Annotated in this window: 28 protein-coding genes and 1 tRNA gene; 13 read left to right on the top strand and 16 right to left on the bottom strand. The window is 71.8% G+C overall.

Going from position 1 to position 24,700, the window contains the following annotated elements; genetic code table 11:
* Positions 1-63 precede the first annotated feature (63 nt).
* The 3 genes from CRP50_RS09995 to CRP50_RS09985 all read left to right on the top strand — a co-directional run bounded on the left by CRP50_RS09995 (position 64) and on the right by CRP50_RS09985 (position 2,829).
* Positions 64-246 (top strand): hypothetical protein, encoded by a 183-nt coding sequence (locus CRP50_RS09995; protein ID WP_097279024.1) that lies wholly within the window; start codon positions 64-66, stop codon positions 244-246.
* A gap of 13 nt (positions 247-259) precedes the next feature.
* Positions 260-844 (top strand): hypothetical protein, encoded by a 585-nt coding sequence (locus tag CRP50_RS09990; RefSeq protein ID WP_097279023.1) that lies wholly within the window; start codon positions 260-262, stop codon positions 842-844.
* A gap of 161 nt (positions 845-1,005) precedes the next feature.
* Complete coding sequence (locus CRP50_RS09985; RefSeq protein WP_097279022.1) at positions 1,006-2,829, top strand: hypothetical protein; 1,824 nt, start codon at positions 1,006-1,008, stop codon at positions 2,827-2,829.
* A gap of 27 nt (positions 2,830-2,856) precedes the next feature.
* Here the strand turns inward: CRP50_RS09985 and CRP50_RS09980 are convergent, their stop codons facing one another.
* Both CRP50_RS09980 and CRP50_RS09975 read right to left on the bottom strand, forming a co-directional pair.
* Positions 2,857-3,792, bottom strand: a complete 936-nt coding sequence (locus tag CRP50_RS09980; RefSeq protein WP_097279021.1) for a 2-hydroxyacid dehydrogenase — start codon at positions 3,790-3,792, stop codon at positions 2,857-2,859.
* Entirely contained in the window at positions 3,789-4,232 is a 444-nt protein-coding gene (locus CRP50_RS09975) for an acyl-CoA thioesterase (protein WP_097279020.1), read from the bottom strand. The genes CRP50_RS09980 and CRP50_RS09975 overlap by 4 nt, the downstream gene beginning before the upstream one ends.
* Before the next feature lie 167 nt (positions 4,233-4,399).
* On the opposite strand from CRP50_RS09975, the gene CRP50_RS09970 reads away from it, so the two are divergent.
* Positions 4,400-4,750, top strand: coding sequence for a RidA family protein (locus tag CRP50_RS09970; RefSeq protein ID WP_097279019.1), 351 nt, complete (start codon positions 4,400-4,402; stop codon positions 4,748-4,750).
* 243 nt (positions 4,751-4,993) lie between these two features.
* Here the strand turns inward: CRP50_RS09970 and amrS are convergent, their stop codons facing one another.
* Positions 4,994-6,082: an AmmeMemoRadiSam system radical SAM enzyme gene (gene amrS, locus CRP50_RS09965; protein ID WP_097279018.1), complete on the bottom strand. Its 1,089-nt coding sequence runs from the start codon at positions 6,080-6,082 to the stop codon at positions 4,994-4,996.
* Between the two features lie 96 nt (positions 6,083-6,178).
* On the opposite strand from amrS, the gene CRP50_RS09960 reads away from it, so the two are divergent.
* From CRP50_RS09960 to CRP50_RS09940, 6 genes are all read left to right on the top strand, one after another.
* Positions 6,179-7,222 (top strand): zinc transporter ZntB, encoded by a 1,044-nt coding sequence (locus CRP50_RS09960; protein WP_097279017.1) that lies wholly within the window; start codon positions 6,179-6,181, stop codon positions 7,220-7,222.
* Positions 7,223-7,281: 59 nt separating this feature from the next.
* Positions 7,282-7,428 (top strand): hypothetical protein, encoded by a 147-nt coding sequence (locus CRP50_RS25545; protein ID WP_176525109.1) that lies wholly within the window; start codon positions 7,282-7,284, stop codon positions 7,426-7,428.
* The gene (locus CRP50_RS09955) at positions 7,428-8,024 is read left to right on the top strand and encodes a hypothetical protein (protein ID WP_097279016.1); all 597 of its coding nucleotides are present in this window, start codon (positions 7,428-7,430) and stop codon (positions 8,022-8,024) included. The genes CRP50_RS25545 and CRP50_RS09955 overlap by 1 nt, the downstream gene beginning before the upstream one ends.
* Positions 8,025-8,069: 45 nt before the next feature.
* Complete coding sequence (gene amrB / locus CRP50_RS09950) at positions 8,070-9,473, top strand: AmmeMemoRadiSam system protein B (protein WP_097279015.1); 1,404 nt, start codon at positions 8,070-8,072, stop codon at positions 9,471-9,473.
* A gap of 75 nt (positions 9,474-9,548) precedes the next feature.
* Positions 9,549-10,016, top strand: coding sequence for an iron-sulfur cluster assembly scaffold protein (locus CRP50_RS09945; RefSeq protein ID WP_097279014.1), 468 nt, complete (start codon positions 9,549-9,551; stop codon positions 10,014-10,016).
* Positions 10,017-10,127: 111 nt separating this feature from the next.
* Positions 10,128-11,147 (top strand): polysaccharide deacetylase, encoded by a 1,020-nt coding sequence (locus CRP50_RS09940; RefSeq protein WP_097279013.1) that lies wholly within the window; start codon positions 10,128-10,130, stop codon positions 11,145-11,147.
* Here CRP50_RS09940 and CRP50_RS09935 read toward each other — a convergent pair.
* Genes CRP50_RS09935 through CRP50_RS09925 form a run of 3 tightly spaced genes read right to left on the bottom strand, consistent with a single transcriptional unit; the run spans position 11,142 to position 14,593 of the window.
* Complete coding sequence (locus CRP50_RS09935) at positions 11,142-12,383, bottom strand: nitric oxide synthase oxygenase (protein ID WP_097279012.1); 1,242 nt, start codon at positions 12,381-12,383, stop codon at positions 11,142-11,144. The genes CRP50_RS09940 and CRP50_RS09935 overlap by 6 nt on opposite strands.
* A gap of 10 nt (positions 12,384-12,393) precedes the next feature.
* Complete coding sequence (locus tag CRP50_RS09930) at positions 12,394-13,968, bottom strand: B12-binding domain-containing radical SAM protein (RefSeq protein ID WP_097279011.1); 1,575 nt, start codon at positions 13,966-13,968, stop codon at positions 12,394-12,396.
* Between the two features lie 25 nt (positions 13,969-13,993).
* Positions 13,994-14,593, bottom strand: a complete 600-nt coding sequence (locus CRP50_RS09925) for a TetR family transcriptional regulator C-terminal domain-containing protein (protein WP_097279010.1) — start codon at positions 14,591-14,593, stop codon at positions 13,994-13,996.
* A 69-nt stretch (positions 14,594-14,662) separates the two neighbouring features.
* On the opposite strand from CRP50_RS09925, the gene CRP50_RS09920 reads away from it, so the two are divergent.
* Positions 14,663-15,772, top strand: a complete 1,110-nt coding sequence (locus tag CRP50_RS09920) for a DUF418 domain-containing protein (RefSeq protein ID WP_097279009.1) — start codon at positions 14,663-14,665, stop codon at positions 15,770-15,772.
* On the opposite strand, the gene CRP50_RS09915 is transcribed toward CRP50_RS09920, so the two are convergent.
* The 10 genes from CRP50_RS09915 to trpS all read right to left on the bottom strand — a co-directional run bounded on the left by CRP50_RS09915 (position 15,763) and on the right by trpS (position 23,262).
* On the bottom strand, positions 15,763-16,194 hold the full coding sequence (locus CRP50_RS09915; protein WP_097279008.1) for a DoxX family protein: 432 nt from the start codon (positions 16,192-16,194) through the stop codon (positions 15,763-15,765). The two genes, CRP50_RS09920 and CRP50_RS09915, sit on opposite strands and share 10 nt — an antisense overlap.
* Positions 16,191-16,964: a DNA-binding domain-containing protein gene (locus tag CRP50_RS09910; RefSeq protein WP_097279007.1), complete on the bottom strand. Its 774-nt coding sequence runs from the start codon at positions 16,962-16,964 to the stop codon at positions 16,191-16,193. The genes CRP50_RS09915 and CRP50_RS09910 overlap by 4 nt, the downstream gene beginning before the upstream one ends.
* Positions 16,948-17,838: a DUF692 domain-containing protein gene (locus CRP50_RS09905; protein WP_097279006.1), complete on the bottom strand. Its 891-nt coding sequence runs from the start codon at positions 17,836-17,838 to the stop codon at positions 16,948-16,950. Before CRP50_RS09905 ends, CRP50_RS09910 begins: the two co-directional genes overlap by 17 nt.
* A gap of 27 nt (positions 17,839-17,865) precedes the next feature.
* Positions 17,866-18,135: a DUF2282 domain-containing protein gene (locus CRP50_RS09900; RefSeq protein WP_097279005.1), complete on the bottom strand. Its 270-nt coding sequence runs from the start codon at positions 18,133-18,135 to the stop codon at positions 17,866-17,868.
* 301 nt (positions 18,136-18,436) lie between these two features.
* Positions 18,437-18,529 (bottom strand) — tRNA-Ser (locus CRP50_RS09895).
* A 171-nt stretch (positions 18,530-18,700) separates the two neighbouring features.
* Positions 18,701-19,741: a glucosaminidase domain-containing protein gene (locus CRP50_RS09890; protein WP_176525108.1), complete on the bottom strand. Its 1,041-nt coding sequence runs from the start codon at positions 19,739-19,741 to the stop codon at positions 18,701-18,703.
* Positions 19,742-20,170: 429 nt separating this feature from the next.
* The gene (locus tag CRP50_RS09885) at positions 20,171-20,734 is read right to left on the bottom strand and encodes a NifU family protein (RefSeq protein ID WP_097279003.1); all 564 of its coding nucleotides are present in this window, start codon (positions 20,732-20,734) and stop codon (positions 20,171-20,173) included.
* 117 nt (positions 20,735-20,851) lie between these two features.
* Positions 20,852-21,367, bottom strand: coding sequence for a universal stress protein (locus CRP50_RS09880; RefSeq protein ID WP_416045207.1), 516 nt, complete (start codon positions 21,365-21,367; stop codon positions 20,852-20,854).
* Positions 21,368-21,380: 13 nt separating this feature from the next.
* Positions 21,381-22,175: a TIGR02186 family protein gene (locus tag CRP50_RS09875; RefSeq protein WP_097279001.1), complete on the bottom strand. Its 795-nt coding sequence runs from the start codon at positions 22,173-22,175 to the stop codon at positions 21,381-21,383.
* Between the two features lie 88 nt (positions 22,176-22,263).
* Positions 22,264-23,262 (bottom strand): tryptophan--tRNA ligase, encoded by a 999-nt coding sequence (gene trpS / locus CRP50_RS09870; protein ID WP_097279000.1) that lies wholly within the window; start codon positions 23,260-23,262, stop codon positions 22,264-22,266.
* A 134-nt stretch (positions 23,263-23,396) separates the two neighbouring features.
* Between trpS and CRP50_RS09865 the strand changes: the two genes are divergently transcribed.
* Positions 23,397-24,161, top strand: coding sequence for a helix-turn-helix transcriptional regulator (locus CRP50_RS09865; RefSeq protein ID WP_097278999.1), 765 nt, complete (start codon positions 23,397-23,399; stop codon positions 24,159-24,161).
* Between the two features lie 149 nt (positions 24,162-24,310).
* Positions 24,311-24,637 (top strand): hypothetical protein, encoded by a 327-nt coding sequence (locus CRP50_RS09860; protein ID WP_097278998.1) that lies wholly within the window; start codon positions 24,311-24,313, stop codon positions 24,635-24,637.
* Positions 24,638-24,700 lie beyond the last annotated feature (63 nt).

Below are 24,700 nucleotides of genomic sequence, written 5' to 3'. Positions count from 1 at the left end.
CTTCCCCGTCCAACGCCCGGCCGGGCCTCCCCTCCGCCCGGCCGGCCAATGCGGAGGCCCACCGTGACCGGCGATCCCGACACGGAAGACGAGACCCTGTGCCACGACCTGGAAGCCTGCGCCGAACGGGTTCTCGACGATCCCGACGCCTATGCCAGCGAGGTGGTGGACTATGCCCGCCGCTGCCTCGATTGCGCCCGCCAGATGCTGATCCGCGTGCGGGGCACCGAGACCCCTTGGTCCTGAAGGAGACCTGGACATGACCGCATCCCTCGATCCCTTCTTTCCCGCTGCGGCGGCCCGTCCCGGCCCGGCGGCGGTGCGCGAGATCATGCGGGCGCTGCTGGAAAAGCACGCCGACGATCATGCCGGCCGCTGGCGGGTGGCCGTCGACCGCATCGCGCCGCCGCTGCCAGCGCCCGGCGGCCGGTCCGGCGCCATCGACGTGGTGACGGTGGCCGACGGCCTGCGCCGCGCCGTCCCCGTGCTCGCCGTCGGCGTGGTGGAGGCGCGCTGCCCCGACAACGAGTGGCTGTCGCTGTCCTCGGTGGTCGCCTGCCCGACGCTGGAGGAAGTCTGCGTCATCGAAACCGGCGGCCGCCTCGCCCGCCGCTGGACCCGGCCGCGCCGCGCATGGGACGTGCGCGCGAGCTGGGGCACCGGCGGGGCCGTGGCCGTCATGGACGCGCCGGACCTCGCCGAGGCCGCGCCGCTGGCGCCGGCCTGGCATCCGCCGACGACGGTGGAAGGCGAGGACGCGCTCGCCTTCTCCAGCATCGCCTTCAGCATCCCGCTGGCGCGCATGCTGCAGATCGCCGCGCTGGTGGCGCCGGTCGCCCCCTGACCGGCACCGCATCCCCATCCCCATCCCCTTGACAAGAGACCGAGGAACCCGCTCCAGTTTGTTCGACGGGCTTGTGCGGCGGGGGCCGCCGGCCCGTCATGGGGAAAGACCGCGGCCGGCCGGGCAGGACCCCGGCGGCCGCACACTGGGGGAACGAGGGGATGCAGCTGCCGAGCGAGCTGACGGCGGTCACCTGGAATCCGGGTGCGCGCGTCTGTGATTTCGTGTTCAACGGCGACGGCGGCGTGCGGGCGGCGCTGGAGGCGCTGGCCAAGGGCATGAAGGCCGTGGCGTGGAGCGACTTCGACCCCGATACCGCCCAGCGGCTCGCCCCCAAGCGGGGCTCGGGCTGGGTGCGCGGCACGCTCGACAGCCTCAACGGCGGCCCCATCGCCAAGCAGACCGCCGCCCTGGTGAAGGACCTGCAGCGCCTGGAGACGTTGGCCGGCCAGCAGCGCGACCGTATCGGCAGCCAGATCGTCCGCCACAGCCCGGTGCTCGCCGACACCAGCAAGGCGCTGGACGGCATCGGCACGGCGGCGGCGACCATGGCGGCCACCATCGAGTCCCGCATCCTGCTGGCCCGCAAGGACTTGAAGCGCATCCTCGACGACCAGGAGGCGCTGGAGATCCATACCGGCAGCGGCGCGGCCTTCGACTCGGCCGATCCCTCGGCCGTCGGGCTGGTGCCCGGCAACCAGTCGGTGATCTTCGCCGAGACGCTGAAGTTCAAGCAGACCAAGTACCTGGAATGCGACCCCATGAGCGTGGAGGTGCGCGTCGCCTTCCTGTCCGACAAGGACCCGCGCCACCGCGGCGCGCTGGAGGTCATGAAGATCCGCACCAAGCAGCGCGTGGCGGAGCTGGTGGCCGCGATCAATGAGGGCATCGTCCACTTCGACAAGACCCTGGCGAAGAAGATCGACAAGGGCGAGATCACCGACAAGCGCGAGATCGCCGACATGGTGGTCGCCGCCAACGTCATGGTGAAGCAGGCGGTGCTGACCTTCGAACAGGGCGTGCCGGCCGACCTGGAGAAGGCCTTCCTGGCCGACAAGCTGCTCGGCAAGAAGCTGAAGACCCGCAAGAAGCTGGCCGTCGCCAAGGCGGTGGGCGGTGCGATCATCGCGACCGCCGTGGCGCTCGCCGCCATCGCCGCCAGCGGCGTCGGCATCGCCGCTTCGGTGACCGGCGCCGTCGCCACCTTCGGCGGCCTGTCGCCGCTGGTCATCGCCTCCATCTGCGTCAGCGCCGTCGGCATCCTCGGCACGGCGGCGGGGGCCGTCGGCGCCTGGGTGAACGTCTACCAGAAGGCCCAGCGCAACGAGAACATGGCCGAAAAGAAGCTGCTGTCGACCTACAGCGACCTGCGCACCTACCTCGACAAGAAGGCCAAGGCGCAGCAGAAGGGCGGCCTGTCCAAGCTCGCGAGCGACGCCCAGAACCTGGTGAAGGGCTACGCCAAGACCTGCGAGAAGGCCAAGGTGGAGCACTGGATGCACTGCCAGCGCATGGTCGAGAACATCTCCGACCTCGAAGTGAAGATCGCCGACCTCGCCAAGGGCAAGGCGGAGGCGGAGAAGAAGCTGGGCGAGGCCGCCGCCAAGCTCGCCAAGAGCAGCACCAAGGACCCCAAGGCCGAGGCGCTGGCCAAGGCGACCCGCAAGGAACTGGCGCAGATCCAGGGGCTGGTCGACAAGATCGACGACGAACGCGGCAAGCTGGCCGCCATCCAGAAGGCGGTGCTGGAGCGCCTGGAACGCAAGATGGAGTTCCACGCCGAGCTGGAGAAGCTGATCCGCGAGGCCAACGCCGGCAAGGACGTGCAGCTGACCAAAGTGGACGCCGCCTGGGGCCGCATCACCAAGGCCGTCGACGACCTGAAGCCGGTGATCGCGGCCGCCAAGACCATCGGCGGCCACATCGCCAAGATCTATTCGGGCCTCAAGCTGGTGGAAAAGAACATGCGCGCCCTGCAGGCGTGACGCCGGCCGGGCGCGCGCGTCCCGTCGTCAGTAGCCGGAGCCGCGGTCGACGCGGTTCTGCGGCTGGCGGCCGGCTTCCAGCAACTTGATGTTGGCGACGATCTGGCGGCAGGCCTCCAGCCGCAGGGTCTGGGCGGCGATGTGCGGCGTGATGGCGATGCCGGGATGGGCGCGATAGGGGTGGTCGGCCGGCAGCGGCTCCACCTCGAAGGCGTCGAGCAGGGCGCCGCGGATCTGTCCGGCGTCCAGCGCCGCCAGCAGGTCGGCTTCCACGATGTGTGCCCCGCGCGCGGCGTTGACGATGCAGGCGCCGGCGGGCAGGGCGGCCAGGGTCTCGGCATTGAGGATGCCGCGCGTCTCGTCGGTCAGCGGCAGCAGGTTCACCAGGATCTCGGTGCGGCCGAGGAAGCGCGGCAGGATGTCGCGGCCGGCGACGGTGGTGACGCCCTCCACCTGCCTGGCGCTGCGGCTCCAGCCCATGACCTTGAAGCCGAAGCCGGCAATGGCCTGCGCCACCTGCGCGCCGAGCGTGCCGATGCCGAGCACGCCGACGCGGCGGTCCTCGGCGGCGACGAAGGGGCGCGGCTCCCACGCGCCGGCGGTCTGGTCGCGGCGGTAGAGGTCCATGGCACGGTGGAAGTGCAGCACGCCGTAGAGGCAGTATTCCACCATCTGCGGCCCCATGCCGGCGTCGGCGAGGCGCATGAGCGGCACGTCGGCCGGCACGGTCGGGTCGCGCAGGATGCCGTCCACCCCGGCGCCCAGGTTGAAGATGCCGCGCAGGTTGGGGAAAGTGCCGAGGACGCCGGCGGGCGGCTGCCACACCAGGGCGTAGGTCACGTCTTCCAGCGGCCCGGTCTCGGGCCACACGTGGACGTCCATGTCGGGCAGGGCGGTCGCCGTGTGGCGGGCGTATTCGGCGGCGGCTTCCGCGCCTTCGGGGGTGATGACGACGATGCTCATGCCGGCACCCCGCCACCGGTCAGTTCGGCGAGGCGGGCGCGCAGGGCCTCGGGCAGCTCCACCGCCTTGCCGGCCCGCAGGTCCGACAGGACGACGACGTTGGTGGCCGTGGCGATGCAGGTGTCGCCCACGAACAGCGCCTGCCCGAGCGTGACCGACTTGCCGCCCACCCGCATGACGCGGGTGCCGATGTCACAGGTGCCGGGGTAGTGGCCCTGGGCGCGGAAGTCGATGGCCAGGTTGACGATCACCCAGTTGATCTCCGCCCCGCCGCGTAGGGCGTTGGCGTGCAGGTCCTCCAGGAACTCGACGCGGCCGCTTTCGCAGTATACGGCGAAGGCGCAGTTGTTCAGGTGCCCGAGGGTGTCGAGGTCGGCGAAACGGATCTTCTCCGTCGTCCAGTGCGGATAGAGGCTGCGGTCGGTGGCGTCGGCGGTCATCGCGGATCGTTCCTGACGGTGAAAGTCGGGGATTGCGGCGAGCCTGCCACGCCACGGCGCGCGTGGCAACGGCGGGCGCCCCGCAAAGGAACGCTTGCGTACCCCGCCGCCGTCGTCGCAGACTCCGACCCCTCCACCGGAGTTTCATCACGAAAGGGATTTGCATCGTGACCGTACAGCGTATCGACCCGGGTCCGCGCATGAGCCAGGCCGTCATCCACGGCAACACCGTCTACCTCGCCGGCCAGGTGGCCGACGACGCCTCGCTGCCGGCCGAGGGCCAGATGGAGCAGGTGCTGGCGAGCATCGACCGCCTGCTGAAGCAGGCCGGCACCGACAAGTCGAAGCTGCTGGCCGCGACCGTCTACGTCACCGACATGGCCGCCGACTTCGCCGCCGTGAACCGCGTGTGGGACGCCTGGATCGACCGCAGCAACCCGCCGGCCCGCGCCGCCGTGCAGGCCCAGCTGGCCAAGAAGGAATGGCTGGTGGAAGTGGTCTGCACCGCCGCCCTCTGAGGCGCTGATAACCCCGACCCGTGGCGAGCACGTCTCGTCGCGGGTCGGACAGCGCGGCTCACACAATTCCCCACGGCGCGACCGCGCCGCGCGGCCTCTGCCGCGAGAGCCAAGCGGGCCGCGAGGCCCGCGCCCGGCGCCTGAGGGCAGACGAACAATTCCTTACGGCGCGACCGCGCCGCGCGGCCCCTGCCGCGGGAGCCAAGCGCGCGACGCGCGCGCCCGGCGCCTGAGGGCAGACGATCAAGCCGACAGCCGCACCGGCAGCCGCTTCCGGCCCCAGGTTCCCGGCGCGGCCTCGAACACGCCGGGCAGCACCGTGCCGCAGGACGCGCAGGAGCCTTCGGGCGTCAGGTGCCAGCGGCCGAGGTCGTACCAGTCGCGCTCGATGAGCAGCGCGCCGCAGCCCGTGCACCAGGTCGAACCGCCCTCCGGGTCGTGGACGTTTCCCGTATAGACGTGATGCAGCCCCGCCGCTTGCGCGATGCGCCGGGCGCGGCTCAGCGTCGTGGCCGGCGTCGCCGGGATGTCGCGCATGCGGTAGTCGGGGTGGAAGGCCGAGAAGTGCAGCGGCACGTCCGGCCCCAGGGTTTCCGCGATCCAGTCCGACAGCGCCGTCACCTCGTCGTCCGAGTCGTTCTGCCCTGGGATGAGCAGGGTGGTGATCTCCAGCCACACCGGCGTCTCGTGCTTCAGGTAGCGCAGCGTCTCCAGCACCGGCGCCAGGGCGGCGGTGCAGAGCTGCTTGTAGAAGCCCTCGGTGAAGGCCTTCAGGTCGACGTTGGCGGCGTACATGTGGGCGAAGAAATCGGCCCGCGCCGCCGGCTCCACGTAGCCGGCCGTCACCGCCACCGTCTTCAGGCCGCGCGCCCGGCAGGCGTCGGCCACGTCCGTCGCATATTCCAGGAAGATCACCGGGTCGTTGTAGGTGAAGGCGACCGAGCGGCAACCCAGGTCTTCGGCGGCCGCGGCGATGGCGTCGGGGCTCGCCTGGTCCTGCAGGCGGTCGAAGGCGCGCGCCTTGCTGATGTCCCAGTTCTGGCAGAACTTGCAGGTCAGGTTGCAGCCGGCGGTGCCGAAGGACAGGATCGGCGTGCCCGGCAGGAAGTGGTTGAGCGGCTTCTTCTCCACCGGATCGACGCAGAAGCCCGACGACCGGCCGTAGGTGGTGAGCACGATTTCGCCGCCCTCCGCCGCCCGCACGAAGCACAGGCCGCGCTGGCCGTCGTGCAGCTTGCACAGGCGCGGACAGACGCGGCATTCGATGCGGCCGTCGTCCAGGCGCCGGAAGTGGCGCCCGGGGGCGGCGTCGGGGAAGGTGGTGCTTGCCATCCGCGCGATCCTTCGGCTGAATGCCCCGAGCCTCGTACCGCCTCCGGCGGTGCCCGGCGGTCCCTGCCAAACCAAGAGACGAAGGGTGAACGGGAGATGGTGACGCCTCCCCCCTTGCGCAATGCGGAGATGCCGGTGTTCGACGACGTGGGACCCATGGTGCGCGGCTGGCTGCTCGACGGCACGGGCGGCGGCCGGCAGGTGAGCTGGCAGGAGGTGCTGGCCTGGACGCCCGAGCAGGGGCCGCTGTGGGCGCACCTCGACCGCCAGCACCCGGAAACCCGCCGCTGGCTGCGCGAGGACTCGGGCCTCGACGAGCTGGTGTGGGAAGCCGTGCTGGCCGAGGAAACCCGCCCGCGCGCCCAAGGCCACGGCGACTGCGCGCTCGTCAACCTGCGCGGCATCAACCAGAACCCCGGCGAGGACCCCGACGACATGGTGTCCTTGCGCATGTGGTTCGAGCCCATGCGCATCCTCACCTTCCGCCGCCTGCCGGTGATGGCGGTGCGCGACCTGCACTTCGCCCTGGAGGCCGGCCGCGGCCCGACCGGTGTCGGCGACCTGCTGTGCGAGATCGCCGAATACATGGTCGACGGCATCGAGCCGGTGGTGAACACCCTGGAAGAGGTGGTCGACGAGCTGGAGGAGCAGCAGCTGGCCCGCCACCGCCGCCGCTTCCGCTCGCCCCTGAGCGACGACCCGGCGGCCGACCACGTGCTGGAGGTGCGGTCCCAGGCCGCCAACCTGCGCCGCTACATCGCGCCGCAGAAGGACGCGCTGAACCAGGCCTGCAACCTCGCCCTGCCGTGGATCACGCCGTTGCACCAGCGCCGCCTGCGCGAGGTGTCGGACATCGTGCAGCGCCAGGTGGAAGTGCTGGAAGCCATCCGCGAGCACGCCCTGATCCTGTCGGACCGCATCGAGCACCGCATGGACGCCCGCCTCAACCGCACCATGTTCGTGCTGTCGGCGGTGGCGGCGGTGTTCATGCCGCTGACCGTGCTGACCGGCATGATGGGCATGAACGTCGGTGGCATCCCCTTCGCCGAAAGCCCGCACGGCTTCCTCTACTCCAGCATCGTCATGGGCCTGGTGCTGGCGGTGATCCTGTGGGCGTTCAAGAAGCTGGGGTGGCTTTGACCGTTGCCGGCGATGCCCGTCCGCGGTAGCGTCGGCGCAGACGACGAGAGAGGGTCACCATGACCGAAGAGCATCTGAAGCAGATCCAGGATGCCGCCGCCAAGCTCGAAGAACGGGCGAAGCGCGACCCGGCGTTTGCTCGGCGCGTGCTGGTCGAGGAAGGCATCTATACCGAAGACGGCGAACTGGCCCCCGAGTACCGCTGATGCCGCATCGGCAGGCCACCTCCTTCGTCCTCGGCTACCACGGCACCAACAGGGCGACAGGGGAAGCCATCCTGGCGGGCGAGCGGTCCATGATCCGCAGCGAGAATTCGTACGACTGGCTCGGCCCCGGGATCTACTTCTGGGAGGCCGATCCGGTGCGAGCCCTGGAATGGGCGGAGGAATGGTGCGGCCGCAAGGGGCGCGCCGACCCCTTCGTGATCGGTGCCGTCATCGATCTGGGGCGCTGCCTGGATCTCCTGTCGCGCCGCTCCATCGCCGCCGTCAAGGCCGCCTATGAAAGTCTCGAGGACATGTACCGGTCCGGCCGCTACCCCGGCCCGCTGCCTTGGAACAAGGGGCAGACGCTCGATTTCGAGAGGCGCCACCTGGACTGTGCGGTAATCCGCCATCTGCACTATCTCAACAGCACCGTCGCCGGCAATCCGCCGTTCGAGACCGTGCGCGGGCTTTTCCGCGAGGGCGAGGCGATCTACGAGAACGCCGGCTTCTTCGAGAAGACGCACATCCAGATCGCCGTCGTCGATCCGGCGAACATCAAGGGCTTCTTCCGCCTTCCCGCCGTACCCTCGGGCTGACCTCCGCGTTATCGTCAGGGTGAGCCCCGCGACAGGAGACGCCCCATGACGCACATGCGACCCGCCGCCGTCGCCGGTGCCTTCTATCCCGGTGACGCCGAGAGCCTGTCCCGCACCCTCGCCGACCTGATGGCCGAGGCGCGGGCGAGCGTGCCTGCCGCCGCGCCGGCGCCCAAGGCGATCATCGCGCCGCATGCCGGCTATGTGTACTCCGGCCCCGTCGCCGCGCGGGCCTATGCGCGGCTCGCGCCGCTGGCGGGGACGGTGCGGCGGGTGGTGCTGCTCGGGCCGGCGCATCGCGTCGCCTTCCGCGGCATGGCGCTGCCGACGGCGGCGGCCTTCGCGACGCCGCTCGGGCCGGTGACCCTCGACACCGCCGCCATCGAGGATCTGGTCGCCACCGTGCCCGGCTGCGGCTATTCCGACGAGGCGCACGCCGAGGAGCACAGCCTGGAAGTCCACCTGCCGTTCCTCAAGGCCGTGCTGGGCGACGTCGCCGTGGTGCCGGTGTGCGTCGGCGAGGCACGGCCCGAGGACGTGGCGGCCCTGCTCGACCACCTGTGGGGCGGGCCGGAGACGCTGATCGTGGTGTCGACGGACCTGTCGCACTTCCTCGATTACGACAGCTGCCGCCGCGTCGACGGCGAGACGCGTGCCGCCATCGAGGCGCTCGACCCCGCCCGCCTCACCTACGACCGCGCCTGCGGCCGCACGCCCATGGCCGGATTGCTGCTGGCGGCCAAGCGCCGCGGCATGACCATCGAGACGCTCGACGTGCGATCCTCGGGCGACACCGCCGGCCCGCGCGACCGGGTGGTCGGCTACGGCGCCTGGGCGCTGTGGGAGGCGGGCGCCGGGGCCTCCACGCCGAGCCCCGAGGCGGCGGTGGAGGCCATGCTGCGGGACCACGGTCCGGCGCTGATCGACCTCGCCCGGCGGTCCATCGCCCACGGCCTCGACCACGGCGCGCCGCTGGTGGTGGACCCCATGACGCTGCCCGAGCCGCTGCGCCACAACGGGGCCTGCTTCGTGACCCTGACCATCGACGGCACCTTGCGCGGCTGCATCGGCAGCCCGCAGGCATGGCGGCCGCTCGCCCAGGACGTGGCGGAGAACGCCTGGCGCACCGCCTTCCACGACCCGCGGTTTCCGCCGCTGACCGAGGCGGAGTGGCCGGGCGTCGCCGTCTCCCTCTCCGTCCTGACGCCGCCCGAGCCCTTCCCGGTGCGCGACGAGGCCGACCTGATCGCCCGCCTGCGGCCGGGGGTGGACGGCCTCATCCTCGGCGACGGCGGGGCCCGCGGCCTGTTCCTGCCGGCGGTATGGGAGACGCTGCCCGACCCGCGCGACTTCGTCGCCCACCTCGAGCACAAGGCGGGGCTGCCGGCGGGGTACTGGTCCGACACGGTGACGGTGGAGCGGTTCACGGCCAAGTCCGTCAAGGGGTGACCCGATAAGGTCTTCTCCCCATGTTCCGTGCGGCGCTAGACTGCGCCGTCGCATCCAGGGAATGGCCGCAGCCCCATGAGCACCAGCGCCGACGATACCTCGACCGCCATGATCGATCTCTTCAGCGAGAAGCTGAAGGATTACTCCCGCGCCGTGCGCGAGGATCGCCGCCTGCCCGCGCCCCAGGCGACGGTGGAGAAGACCAGCCGCCTGTGCGGCAGCCGCATCACCGTCGACGTGACGCTGGACGACGCCGAGACCATCACCGGCTTCGGCTACGCCGTGCGGGCCTGCGCGCTCGGCGAGGCGGTGACCGCCATCCTGGCCGAGTGTCTGGTCGGCCACTCGGCGACGGAGGTGAACGCCGTCGCCGCCGCCATGCGGGCCATGCTGAAGGACGACGGCCCGCTGCCCGGCGGCGACTGGCAGGACCTGGAATACCTGCGCCTCGTGCGCGACCTGCGCAGCCGCCACGGCTCCGTCATGCTGCCCTTCGACGCCGTCGAGGCGGCCATCGCCGAGGTGCGCAAGGCCCGCGCCTGAGCGACGGTCCCCTGCGCGTCCACCCCCAAGCGGTTAGGCCGCATGCTCCCTTGGGGTTGCGCAAGGGGCGTCGCACACTGCCGGGACACGCACCGCACAGGCCGTCCCGACATGCCGCCCAGGCCCCCGACCGACGTCTGCCTCACCGTCGACATCGAGTTCAGCATCGCCGGCACCTTCCACGATCCCGACCGCCGCCGGCCGGTGGGCGCGCCGGCGGTCGAGTGCAGCATCGCCGGCGAGGGCCACGGGCTCGACTTCCTGCTACGCACGCTCGCCCGCCACGGCCAGCGCGCCACCTTCTTCGTCGAGACCCTGTGCACCGCCCACTTCGGCGACGAACCCATGCGCACCTATGCAGAGCGCATCCTCGACGCCGGCCACGAGGTCGGGCTGCACCTGCATCCCTGCTGGCAGATCTTCCACTTCCCCGATTGGCGCAGCCGCGTGCGCCGCGCCGGCCCCGGTGACAGCCTGTGCGGCCGCCCGGCGGAAGCGGTGGAGGCGACCATCGCCAACGGCCTCGGCGTCATGGAGCGCTGGGGGCTGCCGCGCCCCACCTCGCTGCGCATGGGCAACCTGATGTGCGACCTCGGCATCTATCGCGCCATGGCGCGGCTCGGGCTGACGGTGGCGTCCAACGTCGGGCTCGGCATCCACCGCAGCGGCGACGCCGCCCTGCACCTGACCGGCGGCGCCCATGTGGTGGAGGGGGTGACGGAGTTGCCGGTGCTGACCTACGACGTCGGTCTGCCGCTTGGTCGTCCGCCGCGGCAGAAATGCCTGACCATCACCGGAACGGCCGCCGGCACCACCCGCCGGCTGCTGCAGGACGTGCGGGCGGCCGACGGGGGCCCGGTGGTGGTGCTGACGCATCCCTTCGAGTTCGCCAAGCGCCGCGACCCCGACTTCGCCACCCTGCGCCCCAACCGCATCAACCAGCGGCGGCTGGCGGACCTCTGCGCCTTCGTCGCCGAGCGACCCGCCGACTTCCGCATGGCGACCATCACCGAGGCCGCAGCGTCGGCGCACCCGCCGACGGTCATGGCCGCCGGCCCGGACGTCGCCTTCGCCAGTGTCCTGCCGGGCTTGATCGCCAACCGGCTGAACGACCTGGTGTGGCGGTTATAGAGTCGCCGTCCAGCGCCGCTGCCAGCGCCGCAGGGTGCGCCGCACCGGTCCCAGGTCCTCGACATCGGGCCCGAAGCCGGCGCCGTCGGCGGCGCGGGAGCGGTAGAAGTTGGGGGTGAGGCGGCGGTCTTCCATGGCGAGGTGGAACACCGGACAGGCCGAAGACGCCTGCGGCGGCACGATCCACGTCCATTCGCCGCTCGGGCAGCGGCCGGCGGTCTGTTCGCGCTGCAGGAAGGCCATGTACTGCTCGGACGCGGCGTGGTGGTCGACGATGGTCACCCCGGCGGCGCGGAAGGACTGCAGCACGGCGTCGTTCAGCTCCGTCAGCGCCCGGTCGCGCCACAGGCCGTCGCCGGGGCGGTCGGGGTCGAGGCCGACGGCGCGCGCCACCGCCGGCAGGGTGTCGTAGCGCATGACGTCGGCGAGATCGCGCGAGGCGATTTCCGTGCCCATGTAGAAGCCGTTGAAGGGCGCGCAGGGGTAGTCGATGCCGCCGATGGTCAGGATCATGTCGCTGATGCAAGGCACCGCATACCACCGCAGCCCCAGGTCGCCCAGCCCCGGGTGGGCGCGGTGGGTGATGGCGACCTCGCGATAACAGTCGGGCGGCGGCTGGTAGGGCACGCGGCGCCCGAAGGTGTCGCGGATGACGAAGGGCAGCATGTCGAAAGCCCCGGGCGGGTCGGGCGGCGTCCAGCCCAGGCGGCGGGCGGTGCGGGTGGCTTCCAGGGTGCGGCGGTCGCCGAGGACCGAGCCGTCGCGCCGCAGGTGGCCGGCATACTGGGTGATCTGGGCGCTTTCCACATAGGGCGGCAGCCGGTCGGGCCGGGCCGGGGCGAAGACGGTCATGAGCGAGCGGATGCGGCCGTCGCCGAGCGCCGTCGCCATGTGCTCGACGATGTGGCCGGCCATGGCGTCGGGGTCGGAGACGTCGCGGCAGTCGATCACCTCCAGCGATTCCCAGAACAGCCGCCCTATGCAGCGTGCATGATTGCGCCAGGCGACGCGGGCGCCGAAGGCCAGTTCGTCGGGCGTGTGGTCGTAGGTGCCGCGCCGCCGCAGGGCGCCCTCCACTTCCGCGAGGCGGCGGCGCAAGGCGGTGTCGGAGCGACCGGTCTCGCGATGGAACAGGCGCAGGAAGGCTTCCGCCTCGTCGCGCCGCTCGCCGGTCGTCAGGCGGCGCAGGCGGCGGGCGAGGGGGGAGGATCGGCTCGGCGTGTCGCGCAGGGACATGGCGCGGGCGTCACATGAGGCCGTCGAAGGCGCGCGCCGCCCGCCGCACCTCGCGCCGGTTGATGGCGTGGACGACCGCCAGCGCGCGGGCCTTGGCGCGGCGGTAGGCGGGGCTGCCGGCGGCGCGATGGTCGGCGCGGGTGCGGCCGCTGCGGCGATCCTCCGCCCCGAGGGTCAGCTCCTCCAGGGCGGTGGCGGAGGCTTTCACCTCGTCGTAGACGGGCGTGTCCTCCAGGATGGCGAACTCGTTGAAGCGCACGCGGTCGAGGTAAGGCGCGTGGCGTTCGAGGAACTCGGCGGTCTGCTCCAGGTCGTCGGCGGTCTCGCCGGGGTAGCCCTTGAACAGGGTGCAGCGGACGCTGAGGCCAGCCTCCCATGCATGGCGGATGAAGGCGCTGTTGGCCTCGACCGAGCTGCCCTTGTCCATGGCGTCGAGCAGGCGCTGGCTGCCGCTTTCCAGGCCGAAGCTGATGCGTCGCATGCCGGCCGCCGCCGCCGCCCGCAGATCGCCGCGCGACAGGCCGTTGTCGGCCCGCTGGTCGACGTGCACGGTGCCGACCCATTGGGCGCCGGGCACGGTGCGCGGGATCTCCTCGATCAGGCCGCGGAACAGGCCGGGGTTGGAGTTGAGCTTGAGGTCGAGGAACAGGAAGTTGCCGGTGCCGTAGCGGCGCGCCTGCTCGTCCATCTCGGCCAGCACGGATCCGAGGCTGCGGCTGCGGTAGGTGCGGCCGCTGGCCGAGACCACGTCGCTGCAGAAGCGGCAGCGGCTCCATTGGCAGCCGCGACCGGTCATGATGGGGATGATGCGGAAGGGGTAGCGGTCCCACGGGAAGTCGGTGAAGTCGGGCAGCGGGCAGGCGTCCAGCGGCCGCAGCGGCGGTGCGGGGCGGGAGCGCCGGCCGTCGGGCAGCGTCACGCCGGGAAAGCGCAGCAAGTCGCCGCTGGCGGCCGCAGTCGCCACCAGGTCGGGCAGGCAGAGGTCGACCTCGCCGCCCACCAGGGCCGTCAGGCCGGGCACGGCGCGCCACGCCTCGGCGATGCCGCCGACGTTGAACATGGGGCCGCCGAGCACCAGCGGCACGCCGGCCCGCGCCGCCAGCCAGCCGATCTCCACCACCGAGGCGTAATGCTGCAGGTAGGCCGACAGCAGCAGCACGTCGGGCTTCTGCTCCAGCGCCCGCGCCACCTCGCGCAGCACCACGGGATGCGGCCGGCCGGTCCACCAGGCGCGGGCGACGCGGGCGGCGTCGCGCACCGAGCGGAACGGCGCCCAGGTGGACAGGTGGATGCGGCGGGCGAGGTGATCGCGCAGGGTTTCGCGCCGCTCGCGCAGGGCGGCCGGCACGTCGTAGGCGAGCGGGCACAGCACCTCGACGCTGTGGCCGGCATCCCGCAGGGACCCGACCAGCAGGCCGACGGCGAGCGTCGGGAAGGACGCGAAATTGTTGAGATCGACGATCAGCGCCCTCACCCCCGCCGTCGTCCGCACCGGCGGCAAGGGGGCGGCGCCGCCGCCGGCCGTCGGCGGGCGGGCGGCGCGGCCGCGGGCGCGGAGCGGGAGGGGAGACAAGGCAACGGTCATGCGGCGGACGATCCTCGGGCGGCGGTCAGGGACGAGCACGATCCGCCGGCAGGCCGCATTCCAGGGCGAAGGCCGTGCGCAGGTGGCGTTCGGCCTCGGCGGGGCCGATGCCGCCGATGCCCGACAGCAGCAGCGCCACCAGCCCGTCGTGCAGCGCCCCCAGACGCACGGCCGTGGCGGCCGGGTCGGCGAGGGTCCAGCAGCCGGCGGCGACGCCGTGCCGCAGGGTCTGGGCCAGCCCGTCCGTCAGCCGGGCCTGCGCCCGCGCCAGTTCCCGCGCCAGTGCGGGGTCGGCGGGGGCGAGGTCGCAGGCCTCGATCCACAGCTGCCAGTACGGTCGCGACTCTTCCATAAAGGCGGTCGTGCAGTAACGCTCCATCGCGCCGGAGGGGTTCGTCGCCCCATCGGCGTACTGCGTCTCGGCGACCGCGTCGAACACGGCGCCCCAGGCGGCCGCCCGCAACTCCGGCCAGCGGAAGTAGTGGTTGAGGAGCCCGGTGCCCACCCCGGCGTGGTCGGTGACGGCGCGGGTGGTGGTGCCGCGCAGGCCGAGGACGGGCAGGAGCGTGGCGGCGGCGCGCACCAGGGCGCGGCGGCGGTCGAGGGCCTTCTCGGTGGGGGGCATGGGTCCTCCTTGACAAAATTGAGCACTTGCTCAATTCATGTTGAGCGCTTGCTCAACAAGGAGGGTATCATGGCAACGGCAGTCCGCAACGGATCCGTCGACGTGGTGCGGGCGGTCGCCCTGGTCGGCATCTGCGTCGTCAACGTGCCCTTCCTCGGCCTGCCGCTGGAGGCGCTGTTCACGCCGCCGGAAGCGCCGGCCGACCGGGCCGTGGCCTTCGCCGTCGAGGCCTTGTTGCAGGCCAAGGTCTTCCTGCTGTTCTCCTTCGTCTTCGGCTGGGGGCTGCACGTGCAGGCGCAGGCGGCCGCACGGGCGGGCGCCTGCTTCGGGCGGCGGTGGAGCCGACGCCTGGCGGTGCTGGCCGTGCTGGGGTGCCTGCACGCCGTCTTCGTGTTCACCGGCGACATCCTGTTGCTCTATGCGCTGCTGGGGGCGCTGGTGTGGCCGTTGCGGGCGGCGTCGCCGCGCACGCTCCTGCGCATCGCCGCCGCCATGGTGCCGGTGGCGGCGGTCTGTCTCGCCAGTCTCGGCGTGCTGCTGTCGGGCGATCTCGGCCTGGGGAGCGCGGCCGGGCTCAGTGGCTCGTTCGGCGAGGCGACGCGGGCGCGGCTGGCCGACTGGCCGGCGACCTTCGGGTTCCTGCTGCTGTTCCAGGCGCCGCTCGCCTTCGCCGCCTTCGCCGCCGGCATCGCCGCCGGCCGGCTCGGGGTGTTCGAGGCCGACAGCCCGCACCGCCGCCGGCTGAAGCGGGCGGTGCCGCTGCTGGCGGCGGTGGGGGTGCCGCTCAACCTGCTCTATGCCGCCGCCATGGGCGGCTGGCTGCCGCCGGAGTACGAGGGGCTGGAGCTGGCGGGCTTCATGGCCCTGGCACCGGGCGCCCCGCTGCTGTCGGCCGTCTATCTGTCGCTGCTGCTCGACGCGGCCGATCGGGTGCGGCTGCCGTCGCTGGTGGTGACCGCCGGGCGCAACTCCCTGTCCGTCTACGTGGCGCAGGGGGTGGTGGCGGGCGTCCTGTTCGGCGGCTACGGCGCGGGCCTGTTCGCGGCGATCGGCCATGCCTGGCTCGTCCCCGTCGCACTGGCCGTCGCCGCGGTGGCCGTCACGGCGGTCGGGCTGGTGGCGGCCCGGTTCGGCCGCGGCCCGCTGGAGGCGCTGCTGCGCCGCGTGACCTATGCCTGAGCCCGCCGCACGAGGTGATCCAGGGACAGCGGACCCGGCCCGCGCAGGAGGATCAGCATCAGGACCGAGCCCCACAGCAGGTGATCGGGCCAGGCGTTGGGGTAGACGAAGACCTGGATGACCGCCGTCATGGTCAGCAGGCCGGCCGCCGACAGCCGCCCGGCGAGGCCGATCGCCAGCAGGATCGGCAGGACGTGCTCGGCCACCGTCGCCATCACCGCCGCCACGTCGGGCGGCAGCAGCGGCACCTGGTATTCGTAGCGGAACAGGTCGTAGGTGCTTTCCAGGATGGTGAAGCCGTCCGCCTTGGTCTGGCCCGACCGCCAGAAGATGGCGGCCACCCCCAGGCGGCAGAGCAGCAGGGCGAGGGCGAGCGGCTGGGCGTCGAGGCGGGCGAGCAGGGTGCGGGCGACGGCGATCATGGGGCCTCCAGGGTCGTGAACAGGCCGGCGGCGAGAACCGCCGCGAAGTCCCGCTCGACGGCGAAGTCGGGGTCGGCGGTGAAGGCCGCGTCCAGCGCGGCGGCGAGCGGGCGCCCCTCGGCCAGGGCGGTCACCAGGGCGAGGGCGCCGGGGGCGAGGTCGCAGAGCCGCACCTCCGCCGCCGGCCGCACGACCGCCACCCGGCTCGGACCGGCGTCCAGGGCGATCCCGGCCGGCTCGTCCTCGCCCTGGTGCTGGCGCCAGATCTCGGCGATCGGCCACGGCGATGCGACGAGGTGCAGCGACGGATGGGGCACGAGGCGGAGCGACCCGAGCCGCTCCGCGACCCCGGGCGCGGTGAGCGCCGCCGGGTCGAGGGTCGGAGCCTCGGCGGCGTGGTAGGCGAGCGTCCAGGCCCGTTCCAGCCGGGCGAGGTCGGGCAGGTAGACCAGCGCCGCCGCCGGCGCCCACGTGGCCAGGAACGCGGCCAGGCGGTCGCCGTAGTGCAGCAGGCTGGCGGCGCGCGGCGGATGCCCTTCCAGGTAGGCGGCGGCGAGCGCGGCGAAGAAGTCGGCGCCGACGACGCGGGTGGTGACCGGATAGGCGGCCATGAGCGCCTCGGTCAGGCTCGACCGCGTGTTGTTGCGGTAGACGGACAGCCGCGCCGCCGCCGCGGGCGGGCCGTGTGCCGCCGCCAGGGCTGCCGGAACGGGCCGGCCGTGCAAGGCCCAGTCCGCCATTGCGGCCTGCAGGTCAGCCAGCGCGGACATGGCGCGCTCCCTCGGCGAGGTGGCGGTCGGCGCGGGCGGCTTCGGCGAGCAGCACGTCGAGCGGTGGCACGTCGCTGTCCCATTCCACCAGGGTGGGGCGCGGGCCGAAGCGGCGCAGCGCTGCGTCGAACAGCTGCCACACCGGGTCGGCCACCGGCGAGCCATGGTCGTCGATGCGGATCTCGCCGCCCTCCGGCAGCCGGCGGTGATGGTGGCCGGCGAGATGGTACTGGCCGATCGCCGCCGGCTGCAGGGCATCAAGGTAGGCGAGCGGGTCGAAGCCCAAGTTGCAGGCCGACACGAACAGGTTGTTGACGTCGAGCAGGATGCCGCACCCCGTCTCGGCCGCCAGCGTGGCGAGGAACTCCGCCTCGGCGATGGTCGAGCCGCTCCAGCCCACGTAGGCCGAGGGATTCTCGATCAGCAGGCGGCGGCGCAGGCGGTCCTGGGTTTCGTCGACGTGGTCGACCAGGAGGGCGAGCGTCGCCTCGTCGTAGGGGATGGGCAGCAGGTCATTCAGCCAGGTCTCGCCGCTGCGGCACCACGCCAGATGCTCGGAGACCAGCGCCGGCTGGAACCGCTTCACGACCCGCCCGAGCGCCTCCAGGTGCCCGGCGTGCAGCGGCCCGGCGGAGCCGAGCGACAGGCCGACGCCGTGGATGCTGAGCGGGTAGCTCTCGCGCAGCACGTCCAGCCAGCGATGCGGCGGGCCGCCGGCGCCCATGTAGTTCTCGGCGTGGACCTCGAGAAAGGCCAGGGGAGGACGCACCGCCGCCAGATCGGCGAAGTGCATCGCCTTGGCGCCGATGCCGGTGCCCGCCGGGGCGAGGCCGCCGGCCGGGCCGGTGCGCAGACCGGCGTGCAGGTCGGGCATGGCGCGTCCTCCCGTCGCAGTGGCCGATCACATGGGCTGGGGCGAGCTGCCGACGATCTTGGCGCAGGTGCCCTTGGGGACGAGGATGAAGGCGGCCTTCTCGCCGTCCATCTTGGAGGTGCCAGCGCAGGAGCTGGTGGGCGTCTGGCAGTCGTTCTGGCCGGCCTTGGCGACGCCGTAGCACTTCTCCTTCTCGTCGGCGGCATGCGCGGTGGAGGTCGGCGCGGCGAGGGCGGCGGCCCCGGTGACGGCGGCGGCGACCAGAAGGGCGAGGTTGCGGGTGCTGGCGATGGTCATTGCGGGAACTCCCTGTCGTCCATTTGATTGGCAGCAGAATGGTCTGCCAGATCACTGTCGTTCAGGAAGTCGGGAGAGTCACCTTCGAAGTCTCGGTAGACGTTTCACAAGGTCGTTACTTGGAATCCGCGAAATAAAAGCCGCCGGATTGTCACGTCACGAGGTCGTGAGGGGGCGTGTCGATTACACCCGGTCGCGCAATCGTGAGCGCCGCCGGGAGGGGGAGGGAGGTGTCACCAGAGGCCGGAAACGACCGAGCCCCCGGAGGAGGGCGTCCTCACGAGGGCTCGATGCAGAATTCTGGCGGAGGGAGAGGGATTCGAACCCTCGATACGGCTCAACACCGTATACACACTTTCCAGGCGTGCGCCTTCAACCACTCGGCCACCCCTCCGCAAGGATCGGGGGACTGTGTCGCGGCCTTGCGGCGCTGCGGTCCCCCGCCTGGAAGGCCGGCACTATATAAGGGAGTGCCGGACCTTGCAACAGCCGATTTCACCTTTTTGTCGCGGTGATTCTCCAGCGTTTGCAGGCGCTTGCGCCGCTTTCGCGGGGGCGCCCCCGGTCACGGCAGGGCAGCCAGCTGGCGCCCGAGGCGGGTGCCGTCCAGGTCGGCCAGCGCGTTGGCGCGCATGATCTCGCGCAGCGTCGCGATGTAGTCCGGCCCGCGCTCGGAATAGAAGTGCAGGTGGCCGGCCAGGGCGTGGCCGTTCAACTCGGTCCCGGCGCGGCGCTGGCGGGCGCGTTCCTCGCGGAACTCGGCGTAGGCGCGGTGGGTGTTCAAGTTGCGCACATAGGACCGCACGGCGTCCAGCAGGCTCGGGAAGGCGCGGATGCGGTTGTTGTAGTTGGGGTCGCTCGGCGACACGTAGGTCTTGATGCCGGGCACGTGGCTCTTGGTCGTCCACTGGCCGAACAGGGCGTTGGCCTCGCGGGCGAAGCGCGAGGTGCCCCAGCCGCTTTCCTCGATGGCCTGGGCGAGCGCCAGCGACGGCGGCACCACGTCCACCTTGCGCAGCAGCTTCGGGATATCGGCGTCGCGGATCCCGTAGGAGTCGGCCAGTTCGCTGACCCACGCCATGTCGGTGCGGTGGACGCCTTCGCCGGACTTCAGGCGGGCGTCGATCTCGATCAGGCGGGCGCGGTCGCGCGCCACTTCCTCGTTCACCCGCAGGATCAGCGGCAGCATGGAGCGGATGAAGACGCTCTTGCGCGTCTCGATGTCGTCCACCACCGGCATGTCGTCGGGCACGGTGGCGAGGTAGAGGCGCGGCACGCTGACACCGGTCGCCACGCGCTCCAGGTCGTAGCCGAGGGCGTCGTAGAGGCGCGCCACCTCGCGCACCGTCTCGGCGCTGGCGAGGCGGGGGCGTTCGGCGAAGCCGTCGCCGGGCAGGCGCACGGGCAGGGGCTCGGGCGCCGGGAAGGACACCTTGGTCATGGCGGCCGGCTGCAGGGTGCGCGCTTCCTGCCCGTCGGAGGTGAAGGTGTAGCGCAGCGCCGGCACGCTGCCGGACAGGGCCGTGCCAACCTCGCCGCGCGCCGGCGCACCGGGCAGGTAGGGCGTGGCCAGTTCGGCCAGGGTGGCGCCGTAGAGCGTCAGCACGCACGTCCCCAGCAAGCCAAGAGCAAAACGGTCGAACCATCGACCGGACGTCGGAGTCGTCGTCCTCATTCCGTGGTCTCTTCTCTGGTCGGCCGGCGACCGCGCCTTGGCGCGAGCGGTCGCACTGCCTGCAAGCCGGACGGTCCCCCATTCACTTCCCGATCCACCGGGTCCGGCGGGGTGCCGCCGACGATGCGGCGGCGCTCGTGGCACCGGCGGCGGCGGATAGCCCGCCCACCCCGCACCGGTGCTCGCGCCGGGGATGATACGACTCACGCACCCGCCGTCAATGCGGAACCTACGCCGAAAGACCGAGGGGTGGCCCCGGCCGAAGGGTTCCGCCGAGTCGCGGCCTGCCCCCGAAATGCCAGACGGCCGGGCGCAGGGCCCGGCCGTCGGCGGTCGTGTCGCGAGTCGCGGCGGCTGCGGTCAGTTCACCGCTTCCACCAGCCGGACCTCGGGAACGAAGTGGCGCAGCATGTTCTCGATGCCGTTCTTCAGGGTCATGGTGGAGCTGGGGCAGCCCGAGCACGAGCCCTGCATGTGCAGGTAGACGACGCCGTCGCGGAAGCCGCGGAACACGATGTCGCCGCCGTCGCGGGCCACCACGGGGCGCACGCGGGTGTCGATCAGTTCCTTGATCTGCACGACGATCTCGTCGTCGTCCTCGCCGCCGTCCTCGGCCCCGCCGGGGCCGGCGGTGGTGGCGCCGGTCATGACCGGCGCGCCGCTGGTGTAGTGTTCCATGATGGCGCCGAGGATCATGGGCTTGAGGATCTGCCAGTCCTCGCCCTCGGCCTTGGTGATGGTCACGAAGTCGGCGCCCAGGAACACGCCGGTGACGCCGGACACGCCGAACAGGCGCGCCGCCAGGGGCGACGGCTCGGCGGCCTCGGGGCTGGTGAAGTCGGCGGTGCCGGCCGGCATGACCTGACGGCCGGGCAGGAACTTCAGCGTCGCGGGATTGGGCGTCGGCTCGGTCTGGATGAACATTCTGGGCACCCCTCGTGTCGGTCGTCGGGTCGCCCGGCGGCCGCCTTCGACCGTCCGTCCGCCCGCTATTCTTGAGTGATCGGCTTGGTCGTTATGTGGTCCAAGCACCGGGAAAGGTCAAGCCAGACGCAGGATGTCCTCGTCCGACAGGGTGCCGGGCACGATGGTCATCGGCACGTGCAGGCGGGTGGACATGCGCCCGGTCAGCGCCGAGACCAGCGGCCCCGGCCCTTCCGGCCCGGTGCCGGCGGCGAGCACGAGGATGGAGATGTCGGGCTGCTCGTCGATGAGCTTCAGAAGCTCGTCCTGCGCCTTGCCCTCGCGGATGTAGAGGATGGGCATGCGGCCGCACAACTGCACGACCTCGGCCGCCAGGCGTTGCAGCAGTTGCTCGGCCTCGTCGCGGCTTTCGTCCTGCATGCGGGCGCCGATGGCGGCGAAGTGGTGGAACTCGGCCGGCTCCACCACCTTCAGCAGGGCCACGACGCCGCCGGTGGAGCGGGCCCGCATGGCGGCGAACAGCAGGGCGGCGTGCATTTCCTCCGTCTCGTCGACGACCACCAGGAAGGTGCGCGGCCGGTCGTGGCCGGGCTCCGGCACCGGGGCGGCGCAGGGCGGCAGGGGGTCGGTCACGATGGGAACTCCGTCAGGTCTTGCGGTAGATGACGCCGGCCAGCCAGCCGGCGAACACGGCCAGCGCGATGGCCGCCATTCCATATAGGACGGACTGATTGTAGGCGAAATGGAAGATCTCGGCGCCGATGCCCACCTTGCTGATGACCAGCGGGGTGATTTCCGCCGACACCACCTCGCCTTCGCGCACCAGGTAGACCTCCACCATGTAGGTGCCGGTGGGCACGTTGGACGGGAAGTACAGCTCGGAGCGGAACAGCCGGTTGGCCAGCATGCGCACCCCGTCCTCTTTCTCCAGGTAGAGCCCGGCTTCCGTCTTCAGGCGCACCAGGGCTTCGCGGAAGGCGGCGTGTTCGGCGGGGGTGATGTCCTCGTCCTGCTCGGGGCGCAGGTCCAGGTTGTCGGTGCCGATGCGATGGCGCTCGCGCAGGCCCTCGGGCAGGAAGTCGGCGAAGTCGCGCGAGGCGGCGACCTTGTAGAAGCTGGGCACGCCCTCGAAGGCCACCGACTCCGTATTGGCCCAGATGAGGCCGGCGACCTTGTCCTTCTTGCGCACCATGACCGGCTGTTCCGGCCCGCGCACCACCAGCACCACGTCGCCCGGCCCGTCGGTGGCGCCGAACAGCAGCACGTCGGTGCCGGCGAAACCGGTGGTGATGGCGACCAGATGCTTGGACAGGTCGGCGACCAGCGGCTGCTCCACGGCGCGCACCGCCATGGCCCCCGCCCACAGCGCCCCGACGACCGCGGCGATCAGGCCGAGCAGGCGGAGCGGGGACCAGGGGCGGCGGACGACGGCGATCGGCATGAGAGGCGGCGGCCGGAATGGTTGGCGTCCGACAAGTCATAGGACAGGCGGGGGCTTTGGGGAAGCCCCCGCCTGTCGACCACACGCCTTACGGACGCAGGAAGCCTACCGTATCGTAGACCTCGTCGATGACCGGCTGGGCGATGGCGCGGGCGCGCTCCGCCCCGCGGGCCAGAATGGCGTCGATCTCGGCCGGGGCGGCGAGCAGGCGCTTCATCTCGGCGTTGATGGGGCCGAGCACGTCCACCGCCACGTCGGTCAGGATGCCCTTGAACTCGCTGAAGGGCTTGCCGCCCACTTCGGCCACCGCCTCGCTGAACGACACGTCGCGCAGGGCCGCGTAGATGTTCACCAGGTTGCGGGCCTCGGCGCGGCCCTCGAAGCCGTCGGCGTCGGTCGGCAGCGGCTCGGGGTCGGTCTTGGCCTTGCGGATCTTCTGCGCGATGGTGTCGGCGTCGTCGGTCATGTTGATGCGCGAATAGTCGCTTTCCGCCGACTTGCTCATCTTGGCGGTGCCGTCGCGCAGGGACATGACGCGGGTGCCGGCGCCGAAGATCAGCGGCTCGGGCTGCGGGAAGACCTCGCGGCCGAAATCGGTGTTGAACTTCTGGGCGATGTCGCGCGCCAGTTCCAGGTGCTGCTTCTGGTCCTCGCCCACCGGCACGTGGGTGGCCTTGTAGAGCAGGATGTCGGCGGCCATGAGGTTCGGGTAGGCATAAAGGCCGACGCTCGCGTTCTCGCGGTTCTTGCCGGCCTTTTCCTTGAACTGGGTCATGCGGTTCAGCCAGCCGATGCGGGCGACGCAGTTGAACACCCAGGCGAGCTGCGCATGGCCGGCGACCGCCGACTGGTTGAACAGCACCTGCTTTTCCGGGTCGATGCCGGCGGCGATGAAGCTCGCGGTCACCTCGCGCGTCGCCTGGGTCAGCGCGGCGGGGTCCTGCCAGACGGTGATGGCATGCATGTCGACGACGCAGAAGATGCACTCGTACTCGTTCTGCAGCCGCACCCAGTTGCGGATGGCGCCGAGGTAGTTGCCGAGGTGCAGGTTGCCCGTGGGCTGAACGCCCGAAAAGATGCGGCTCATCGTGTGTGTGTTCCGTCTGGCTGTGGGTGTCGCCGGCGGGTGGAGGGCCGGCCCGGGGACGGAGGTAGCCCAGCCGTGCCGAGGCGTCAACCGCGGCTCTTGCCACCCGGCCCTGCACGACCGATCCTCGGGGCATGAGCACGCCCGCCATCCGGGTCGAGGTGCGGTCCTACCGGCCCAAGGCGGTCGAGGATACGCACGCCCACGACCACCACCAGATCGTCCTGCCGCTGGCGGGCGGCATGCCGCTGCACGCCGGCGACCGCACCGGCACCGTGCGCGACGGCCAGGGGGTGTTCCTGCCGCCCCACCAGCCGCACCGCTTCCGGGTGGAGGGGGCGGGCAACCGCTTCCTCGTCGTCGACTTCGCGCTCCGCACCGCCGGCCTGCCCGACCGCCTGCTGCCGCGGCTGGCGGCCGGCACCTTCTTCGCCCTGACCGAGCCGGCCCGCCACCTGCTACGCTACCTGGAGGAAGCCGGCGGGGCGGCCGACGCGGCGACGGCGCACCACGCGCTCAACCTGCTGCTGCTGTCGGCCGAGCCGGTCGGCGTCGCCGGCGGGGCGGGCGCGGCGCTGCCGGCGCGGGTGGCGGCGGCGGCCGCCTTCATGGAAGCGCACGCCGGCGAGGCCCTGACGGTCACCGACGTCGCCCGCGCCGCCGGCCTCGGCCCGAGCCAGCTGCACGCCGAGTTCCGGCGGGCGCTCGGCTGCGGCGTGGCGGAGTATCTGCGGCGGGTGCGGCTCGACCGGGCGGGCGCCCTGCTCGCCGGCAGCGCCATGCCCATCGCCGAGGTGGCGCAGGCCTGCGGATACGCCGACCAGACCGCCCTGACGCGCGCCCTGCGCAAGGAGCGCGGCGTCACGCCGGCCGCCCTGCGCCGCTCCGGCCGGACGTGATCGAAAGCGGTAGAAAGCGGCGGCCCGACCGCGACATCGGCGGTCCCTGTGCCTTTCCGCCACCGCGGCGCGCCGCGGATCCACCCCCTTCGGTCCGTTGACCCGACGGGTGCCATGGGTCACTCTCGGTGCATGGTCGGAGGACGTAGATGCGCATCGGAGAGATGAAGGCCGGGTTCAAGGGCGCTATCACCAGCCTGCTCTTCTGGCTTGTGGTGGTCTACGTCCCCGTGGTGGTGGTGGACGTGCCGGCGCTGCTCGGCATCGACGTTGCCGCGCTGGACGCCGCCGACCCGGCGCGCATCGGCGTGCTCGGCTTCGTCTGGGGAACGCTGGTGGTCTTCGCCGTGTTCGGCGTCATCACCGGCATCCGCGGCGAGCGTCAGGCCGCCTGGGCCCACCGCGACCGCACCCCGCGCCGCGACGGGGTCGCCGAACGCGACGAGAAGCGCGTCGGCGAGGTCCGGCCGGGGTAGCAGGTAACCTCTTCAGGTGTCATGGCCGGACTTGATCCGGCCATCCACGGCGCCACCGACGGC

Source organism: Caenispirillum bisanense, from assembly GCF_900230255.1.
In the GTDB taxonomy this organism is placed as follows: Bacteria; Pseudomonadota; Alphaproteobacteria; order Rhodospirillales; family Rhodospirillaceae; genus Caenispirillum; species Caenispirillum bisanense_A.
This window is presented reverse-complemented; position numbering and strand designations above follow the sequence as displayed.